At 43.6% G+C, this 9,412-nt stretch carries 8 protein-coding genes; 7 read left to right on the top strand and 1 reads right to left on the bottom strand.

Annotated features, from left to right (window positions below):
• The 6 genes from ACTJKA_RS14205 to ACTJKA_RS14180 all read left to right on the top strand — a co-directional run.
• Positions 1 to 1,454: exosporium glycoprotein BclB-related protein (locus ACTJKA_RS14205; RefSeq protein ID WP_440607807.1), on the top strand; the 1,454-nt coding region annotated here is incomplete at its 5' end.
• Positions 1,455 to 1,595: 141 nt separating this feature from the next.
• A complete protein-coding gene (locus ACTJKA_RS14200; protein ID WP_046342934.1) occupies positions 1,596 to 3,191 on the top strand; it encodes a sensor histidine kinase in 1,596 nt (531 codons plus the stop codon).
• Between the two features lie 3 nt (positions 3,192 to 3,194).
• Positions 3,195 to 3,893, top strand: a complete 699-nt coding sequence (locus ACTJKA_RS14195) for a response regulator (protein ID WP_041506621.1) — start codon at positions 3,195 to 3,197, stop codon at positions 3,891 to 3,893.
• A gap of 2 nt (positions 3,894 to 3,895) precedes the next feature.
• The gene (locus ACTJKA_RS14190) at positions 3,896 to 4,873 is read left to right on the top strand and encodes a tripartite tricarboxylate transporter substrate-binding protein (protein WP_046342937.1); all 978 of its coding nucleotides are present in this window, start codon (positions 3,896 to 3,898) and stop codon (positions 4,871 to 4,873) included.
• A 190-nt stretch (positions 4,874 to 5,063) separates the two neighbouring features.
• Positions 5,064 to 6,362 carry a citrate:proton symporter gene (locus tag ACTJKA_RS14185; protein WP_008341779.1) on the top strand — a complete coding sequence of 433 codons (1,299 nt, stop codon included), beginning with the start codon at positions 5,064 to 5,066 and terminating at the stop codon, positions 6,360 to 6,362.
• A gap of 181 nt (positions 6,363 to 6,543) precedes the next feature.
• On the top strand, positions 6,544 to 8,175 hold the full coding sequence (locus tag ACTJKA_RS14180) for a M14 family metallopeptidase (protein WP_440607806.1): 1,632 nt from the start codon (positions 6,544 to 6,546) through the stop codon (positions 8,173 to 8,175).
• Positions 8,176 to 8,247: 72 nt separating this feature from the next.
• Here ACTJKA_RS14180 and ACTJKA_RS14175 read toward each other — a convergent pair whose 3' ends face one another.
• Entirely contained in the window at positions 8,248 to 8,733 is a 486-nt protein-coding gene (locus ACTJKA_RS14175; RefSeq protein ID WP_008341777.1) for a phenolic acid decarboxylase, read from the bottom strand.
• A 113-nt stretch (positions 8,734 to 8,846) separates the two neighbouring features.
• Between ACTJKA_RS14175 and ACTJKA_RS14170 the strand changes: the two genes are divergently transcribed.
• The gene (locus ACTJKA_RS14170) at positions 8,847 to 9,404 is read left to right on the top strand and encodes a PadR family transcriptional regulator (RefSeq protein WP_041506617.1); all 558 of its coding nucleotides are present in this window, start codon (positions 8,847 to 8,849) and stop codon (positions 9,402 to 9,404) included.
• Positions 9,405 to 9,412: the final 8 nt, after the last annotated feature.

Below are 9,412 nucleotides of genomic sequence, written 5' to 3'. Positions count from 1 at the left end.
CAACCGGAGTAGGGTTAGCTGGTATTTTGGCATTTGACCCAGCAACAGCTCCAACCTATCCAGTAGGTCAAGTGGTGACATATGAAGGTGGAACTTATATCGTAAATACAGCGCCACCAACTGGCACACCAGATACGTCTCCAGATTATACGTTATTGGCAGCCGCAGGTGTGACAGGCGCCACGGGAGATACAGGAGCGACCGGAGTAACCGGAGCCACAGGTGTAACGGGAGATACGGGAGCGACCGGAGTAACCGGAGCCACGGGTGCAACGGGAGATACGGGAGCGACCGGAGTAACTGGAGTCACAGGTGTAACGGGAGATACGGGAGCGACTGGAGTAACGGGAGCTACAGGTGCAACAGGAGATACGGGAGCGACTGGAGTAACCGGAGCAACTGGCGCTACGGGAGATACAGGAGCGACCGGAGTAACCGGAGCTACAGGTGCAACGGGAGATACGGGAGCGACCGGAGTAACCGGAGCCACGGGTGCAACGGGAGATACGGGAGCGACTGGAGTAACCGGAGCCACAGGTGCAACAGGAGATACGGGAGCGACTGGAGTAACCGGAGCCACAGGTGCAACGGGAGATACCGGGGCAACCGGAGTAGGGTTAGCTGGTATTTTGGCATTTGACCCAGCAACAGCTCCAACCTATCCAGTAGGTCAAGTGGTGACATATGAAGGTGGAACTTATGTCGTAAATACAGCACCACCAACTGGCACACCAGATACGTCTCCAGATTATACGTTATTGGCAGCCGCAGGTGTGACAGGCGCCACGGGAGCAACCGGTGTCACCGGAGATACAGGTCCAACAGGAGCGACCGGAGTCACAGGCGCCACAGGTGTAACAGGAGATACGGGTGCAACAGGGGCTACAGGAACAGGCGCCACGGGAGCAACCGGTGCAACAGGCGCCACAGGTGCGACAGGATCAAGTGCGATTATTCCATTTGCATCTGGTACGCCAGCTGTTTTAACCACAATCGCAGGCGGTCTAGTTGGAACATCTAGCTTGGTCGGATTCGGTAACTCAGCCACTGGTGTCAGTATTGTAGGAGGAATCATTGATTTAACCGGAGCAGCAGGAACATTGTTAAACATGGCATTCTCCGTTCCAAGAGCTGGAACCATTACGTCATTTGCTGGCTATTTTAGCACGACTGCAGCCCTTTCTTTAGTTGGCACGAGTATTACTGTAACTGCTAGTCTGTTTGCTTCACCAACACCAGATAACAGCTTCACTCAAGTAGCGAGCGTTACATTGGCTCCAGCGTTAACCGGTGTTTTAACGATAGGGGCTATTACAAACGGTATCGCTACTGGTTTAAATGTACCAGTCACACCGCAAACAAGATTGCTTGTTGTATTCTCGGCAACAGCTACTGGTCTTTCCTTAGTGAATACTGTAGCAGGCTATGCAAGTGCTGGTTTATCCATCACGTAATAGGCACACAGGGATGACTCAATACTGAGTCATCCTTTTTTGTCTGTGTGAATTTTCTCTTAACTTCATGAGAAAAAATGATATGATTTTCTTAGAGTCTATTCGGGTGAATCTACTGAATTAGGGGTTGTGGCGGTGAGGATGGGCAAAAGGAAAGTCACTTTACAAACAAAAATTTTGGGGTTAATTATTGGTCTTTTGCTTGTTGTTATTGCCTTATTGACCATTTGTTTTGGTTTTTTGCAGACATCAGAAAGGCAGAGTCAAGCTGAACAGCTGGCGGTGCAAACTGCTAGAACGATATCTTATATGCCGCCCATTAAAACATCGGTGGCTACGGGAGATTCGCAAAATGAAGAACAGGCTGTGCTTGAGCAAATGAAAGAGCAAGTAAGAGCGCATGCCATTTTTATCACCAATCAAAAAGGAAAGGTTCTTTTTCATACGAATCATGAGGATGTAGGGAAAACCATCAGTGTGTCGGAAGGAAGAAGTACACTGCTATTTGGAGGAACTTCCATATCAACGGGTGATTCTGATGGTGAAACCGTTGTCAGAGGAAGTGCTCCGATCATGAAAGAAACTGGCAGTTATGAAGAGATTATTGGGACAGTCAGTGTCGAATTTTTAAAAAGAGATATCGACCAAGCGACAGCTCATCAACTATTCAAATTAAGTTATATTGCCCTTCTTGTGCTCTTGCCTGGGGTTTTTGGAGCGATTTTTTTAACAAGGAGTATTCGAAAAGATATATTAGGGCTTGAACCGCATGAAATTGCTTCATTATATCGAGAAAGAGAAGCGATGCTGCATGCGATTAAAGAGGGAATCATTGCATTTGACCGTAAAGGTGCCATTACGATGATGAATACGTCAGCTGAACAGATGCTGCGCGTCTCTTCAACGCTGCCTCTTCATATTGATCAAGTGTTGCCAAATGCCAATCTTCTTTCCTATCTAAAGGTAGAGACGATTGAACCTAACATAGAATCAGTCGTCAATGATAAAACCTTCGTGCTAAATGTCAAAAAAGTGGTGCAGGACAATCGGGTATTTGGAGGAATTGTGAGCTTCAGGGAGAAAACCGAGCTGACAAAGCTGCTGGATACATTGACAGAGGTCAGTCAATATTCAGAAGACCTTAGAGCACAAACACACGAATTTTCGAATAAGCTGTACGCTATTTTAGGCTTGCTTGAGTTGAAACAAGTGGATGAAGCCATTGAGTTAATTAAAGAAGAGTATACACTTCAAAATCGCCAGCATGATTTACTCATGAAGCAAATTCGCTCTCCGAAGATACAAGCCATTTTACTTGGGAAGTTAGGAAAGGCATCTGAGAAAAAGGTTCATTTTCACATTGATGAAAATAGTTCATTGGAGCCGCTCCCAGCCCATTTAAGTTTATCTCACTTTATTACCATCATTGGCAATCTCGTAGACAATGCGTTTGAGGCTGTATTGAATAAGGAGAAAAGAGAAGTCAGCTTGTTCATCACAGATATTGGATTTGATATTATCATAGAGGTATCTGATTCAGGGGATGGTGTAGATGAAGGAGCCATTTCACAACTTTTCACAAGAGGACATTCATCAAAGGGAGAAGGGCGAGGTTATGGACTTGCCAATGTCAAAGAAGTGCTAGATGAACTTGGGGGCTGGATTGAAGTTGCGAACCAAAAAGAAGGCGGTGCCATCTTCACTGTTTACATACCGAAAGGCACAAAGGGGGAATAGGTTGTGATAAAGGTACTCATTGCGGAAGATGATTTTCGAATCGCTGCGATTCATGAATCTTATATACAAAAGGTACAAGGCTTTCAAGTGGCCGGCAAGGCAAAGAGTGCAAAGGATCTGTGGGAGGCACTTCAAAAAGAACAAGTGGATCTCATTTTGCTTGATGTCTACATGCCTGATGAGCTCGGCACGAACCTTTTGCCGCTGTTAAGAGAGCGCCATCCTGAAGTGGATGTGATCATTATCACGGCTGCAACGGAAACGATGCTGTTAAGAGACGCACTGCATTATGGAGTCGTTCATTATTTAATCAAACCAGTGACCGCACAAAAATTCACGCAGGTTTTAACCGAATATAAAGAGAAGAGAGAGTTAATCAATTCAAAAGATGAAGTCAATCAAACGATGATTGATCTGTTTTTTGGTCAAATACAGGAAGAATCGCAGCAAAAGGATGAACGAGACTTGCCAACAGGCATTAATTCATTAACTTTGGACAAAGTGAAAACATTCATGGCAGCAGAGATGAACGGAATTACAGCGGAAGAACTCGGAGAAAAAATGGGCGCATCACGCACAACAGCAAGACGATACGTAGAGTATCTTGTGACAACGGGAGAATGCCGGGCAGAGCTGGCGTATGGAATCATTGGTAGACCAGAACGAAAATATTATCCCGCCAAAAAACAAACGGAGTCATAAAAATGAAAAAAGGAATACTCTTACTCATTTTGGTCTGCCTTTGTACAACGCTCACCTTTAATGAAAAAACAGCAAAAGATTCTTTTCTGGAGCACAGCCCATTATATATTGTGGTATCAGGTGTACCTGACGGCGGATTTGACCAAACAGCTCAAGTGATGAAAACCGTGCTAGAACAAGAAAAGCTAGTGGAAGAGCCTGTGCATATTCTTTATCAAAGAGGCGGAACCGTTGATAAAGGATGGACCTATATGATGGAGCGAGATGCCAATTATATCAGTTTAAATTCAAGCTTATTATTAAGCCGTAATTTGCTGGGCAGCAGTAACGTGACCATGAATGATGTTACCCCGCTCGCTATTCTTGCGGAAGAGTGGCAGGTAGTCGCAGTGCCAGTTGATTCTCCTTTCTCAAATGGAAAAGAGCTATTACACGCACTAAAAAAGAAACCGGATTCCTTAAAAATTGGGTTTGCCCCGGACTTTGGAAATGATGATCAAATCTCATTCGCACGGGCTGCCGAAATGGCAGGGATAGATCCGTACCGCATTCAGTTTTTAAAATTTGACAGTGCAGATGATTTATTCCAAGCACTCATTGACCATGAGGTAGATGCGGCAACTACAACCATTACGGAGGTTCGCCACGATTATGAAAAGAAAAGACTGAAGCTTGTTGCGACCACAACGAATCAGCGTTTAGAAGGATTCAAAGACGTGCCCACTTGGAAAGAACAAGGGATTCCGCTCATTTTCTCTCATTGGCGTGGTGTGATGGGACCAAAGCAAATGAATCAGCACGACATTCGAGCATGGGATCAGCTTCTTCAAAAAATGACGCAAACGAAGTCATGGAAAAAGCAGTTAAAACAAAAAGGCTGGACAGGCCGTTATATGAATAGTAAAGAAGCAAAGGTCTATATGGAAGATCAATTAAGGCGTTATGAGCAATTTATACAAGGAGAAAAAGCGGTCAAATGAGACCGCTTTTTTCATGGAACCAACAAAGAACAACAATTGCACAAAATGAACAAAAAGCATTTATCGACCAAAAAAGAATTAAAATTCATAATATTTACTTCAATTAAGGCGTCAGATATCATGACAGAAAGGGTTGGAAATGGGATACCAACATTTAATGAAAGCGTATACAACATAAGGGGTGAACGAAATGTTAGCGATCTTAGGATTTCTTATGATGATTGTATTTATGGTTTTAATTATGACGAAACGTATGTCTGTTTTAACGGCATTGGTATTAACACCGATTGCATTTGCTCTTATTGCAGGTTTTCATTTTACAGAAATTTCAGACATGATTGTCAAAGGTGTACAGCAAGTTGCACCAACGGCGGTCATGATCATGTTTGCCATTTTGTACTTCGGGATTATGATTGATGCAGGTTTATTCGATCCAATGGTGGCGAAAATTTTAAAGATCGTCAAAGGCGATCCATTAAAAATTGTTGTCGGAACAGCCGTCCTGACGATGCTTGTCGCACTTGACGGTGATGGAACCACAACGTACATGATTACAACAACAGCCATGCTTCCACTATTTACACTGCTTGGCATTCGTCCGATTATTTTAGCGGGTATTGCCGGAGTCGGCATGGGGATTATGAATACGATTCCATGGGGAGGGGCAACACCTAGAGCGGCAAGTGCACTTGGCGTTGATCCATCACTTTTATTTGGCCCGATGATTCCAGTCATTGGTGCAGGGGTTTTGAGCATGATTGTGGTGGCATACTTTCTTGGGAAGTCTGAAAGAAAACGTCTTGGTGTTATTGAGCTCGAACAGCCGATTCATGCAAATGAAATGGCAGCAGCGCTGCAAGATGATATTAAGCGACCGAAACTTTGGTGGTTTAACCTGACACTGACTTTGCTTTTGGTTCTCTTGCTTGTGTCTGGAAAAGTAAGCTTAACGGTTCTGTTTGTTCTTGCCTTCTGTGTCGCCATTATCGTGAACTATCCGAATTTAGAGCAGCAGCGTGAGCGGATTGCGGCTCACTCAACCAACGTCTTAGCGATTGCTTCCATGATCTTTGCAGCAGGTGTTTTTACAGGTATCTTAACTGGGACGAAAATGGTTGATGAAATGGCGATTTCGATTGTTTCAGCTATTCCAGAGCAGCTTGGCGGGTTTATTCCAGTCATTGTCGCGCTAACGAGCGGGATCTTCACTTTCTTTATGCCAAATGATGCATACTTTTATGGGGTACTGCCGATCCTATCAGAAACAGCGGCAGCGTACGGTGTCGATAAAATTGAGATTGCGAGAGCATCTATCATTGGTCAGCCGATTCATATGTTAAGCCCACTTGTTCCATCGACTCATTTACTTGTGGGACTCGTTGGGGTATCACTAGATCAGCATCAGAAATTTGGCATGAAATGGGCGGTTCTTGCAGTCGTCGCCATGACAGTGATGGCGGTTCTCATTGGGGCCATTTCGATCTGGTAATGAGAAGAGTGTCTGTTGCTCATGCAGGCGCTCTTTTTTAGGTCCTATTGCAGGGCAAGCTCCATTCATTTGCCCTAGATAAAGACATGCATGATTCCTCCAAAAGATATATTTTTGAAAAATGCTGACACTTTTGCTGTTTTTTTCTTTATAATGCAAATCAACGAAGGGAGAGGATAGCATGTCCAAACAGAAAAGTACCATTCTTTTTGCTGCTGTATGCCTCATGGCAGGAAGTTTGTCGATGGTGACACCAGCTTCAGCGAATGCAGAGACCCCTTATTATGGAAAAAGCTATGAGCAGCCAGCCTCGGTTCAAAAACTGTATCCTGAGCCTGACGAAACGTTTGATACCCCTGCCTTTCAGAAAAAAGGAGAAGCATTTACCACACAAGAAGAGCTTCAAGATTTTTTACGTGACATTGTCAGTAAAAGTCCTTACGCCACGCAAAAACAGATTGGAACATCCATTGAAGGCAGGTCCATTCCAGCTCTCTATTTTACAAAGGATCGTCACATCTCTCCACTGTCAAAAAAGCCAACGATCTGGCTTCAAGCACAAATACACGGAAATGAACCAGCCTCCGGTGAATCTGCCCTTGTCATCGCCAAACGACTAGCAGGTGATGAAGGAGAGCGTATACTGAGCCATGTCAACGTCATCATTGTTCCAAGAATCAATCCAGATGGTTCTTATGCATTTGACCGCAGGCTTGCAAACGGAATGGATGGCAACCGTGACCACATGACACTAGAATCTCCAGAGCTGACAGCCCTTCATCAAGAATTTAATCGCTTTGCACCCGAGGTTGTCATCGATGCCCATGAATATGATGTTGGTCAAAAGCAGTTTGAAGACATCGGTGCATCAGGTGCTCTCAAGTATCACGATTTGCTGATATTATCCGGTAAGAATTTGAACATTCCTGAAAGCATTCGTTTCACGTCGAATGAATTGTACGTCAACGGAGTGCGTGAAACATTGACGAATAAGGGATTTTCCAACGATTTATATTATACAAACACAAGAGGGAAGGACGGAAAAATCGATCTTTATGAAGGCGGAACTGATGCACGAATTGGCCGAAATGCCTTAGCGCTTTCACCAGCTTTATCCTTTCTTGTAGAAAGTAGGGGGATTGGAATTGGCAGAGAGGACTTTACCCGGCGCGTGGCAGCACAAGTCACCACTCATGAAAAAATCATTGAGACAACAGTGAAGCATGCTAAGCAGGTGAAGCAGCAAATGGTGACGGAGCGGCTGAAACTTGTGAAAAAAGGTCTTCAATCCAACGATGATGATCAAGTGGTCATTCAAGATGCTTTCAAGGCGCCTGTGAACGATTCACTTGAAATGGTGGATATTGAGAAAGGACAAACCACCAATGTCCCGGTACGTTTTCATAGTGCAAGTGATGCGATTCCTGTCTTAACAAGAGAACGGCCGACAGCTTATCTCATTCTCCCAGGGCATGAAGGGGTAGATAGAAAGCTCAGAACTTTAGGGTTAAAAAGTGTGACACTTCCTGTTGGCATGAAAGTGCCAGTTCAAGCCTATCAGGTAACAAAACGAGTGGAAACAAGCAAAACAGATATTCAGCTTGAAACGAGACTCGTTGAAAAGAAACGTCAACTGCCAAAAGGAACAAAGGTATATGTGACGGCACAGCCAGAGACCAATTTGTTGTCACTTGCCCTTGAACCAGAATCAAAAGACAGTTATATGTCATCGGGTTTTATTGCATCAAAAGTAGGCGATGAACTACCAGTTTACCGATTCTTGTTATCTCAAAAGACGTTAGGTATGAAATAAAAAGGACTAAAATCAAGTTCATTTTAGTCCTTTGTCAACCATCTAGAAGCGGCACAGTGCGTGCCGCTTTTTCTATTTTCGTCCAGCTCTGATCTCATCGGTCATGCCTTCATACGGTGCTTCTGCGATAATCGTTTCATCGTTTACCCCAGCATGGTGGATGTACGTAATGTCTGCGAATTCTGGTACGACATATTTCGGATAGGTTTCATATTTTTCACGGGATTCTTTCATGAGGTCGATATAGTCATTTTGATAGCAAACGGTGATATCTGGACGTTCATGCACCCATTTTGGGAAGAAAATGACGCCATGCATGCGTTTTTCCTCAGGCATAAAGTTTAAAGACACGTCTGTCCCAGTCGGTTCCGTCCAGGAAACTTTGTATACCCCTTTTGTCAGTTTCACAATATTCACTTCTTGATCACGAACCCAGCGGCCTCCAACCATTCCGCTATGAATGCGGTAATCAATGGTGTGATCATTTTTAATGTAAATCTCATATTCCCAGCCATTTTCATACGTATAAATCATATGAAGTCCAACGAATTGATCCATGTTTATTCCTTCTTTCAATTAAAATGATGTTGTTTAAAACATGTAATGATTTACATGTTTATTTTAGGATGTATGGTATACTATTGTCAAAGAATATGCGTTGGAGGCATGTCATGAGAGTACTGAAATACGCCATTCTTGGCTTACTAGATCAGCGTGAGCTGACAGGATACGATATGAAGAAACACTTTGAAGATTCCCTTGGACAGTTTTGGAGTGCGAAGCATAGTCAAATATACCCTGAATTAAAGCGTCTAACAGAAGAGGGTTTTATTGAATTTGATATTCACATACAAGGAAAGAAGCTAGAGAAGAAGGTTTATCAAATCACTGATGCAGGAAAAAGAGAACTGCATGAGTGGTTAAGGAAAAAAGGCCCGATTCCAGACACAACAAAAGATGAATTTATGTTAAAAACGTTCTTTATCTCATCTATGGATCAAAAAGAAGCGGCCGGTCTCTTCTCACATCAGCTGCAGGAGCGAACAAAGAAAGTAGAGATGCTTGAACAAAAACTGAACATTTTAACAGAAGAAGATCCATCTGCCCAATCACTGCATTCAACTCAATTCGGGCATTATTTAGTGCTGACAAGAGCAATCGAAAGGGAAAAAGGGTATGTTCGCTGGCTCCAAAAGACCCTTGAAGTCATTGATTCATCCATTGTCTAAGGACAATC

The sequence above is a fragment of the Bacillus sp. 22190 genome (assembly GCF_052045575.1).
Lineage (GTDB): Bacteria > Bacillota > Bacilli > Bacillales > Bacillaceae > Bacillus > Bacillus altitudinis.
This window is presented reverse-complemented; position numbering and strand designations above follow the sequence as displayed.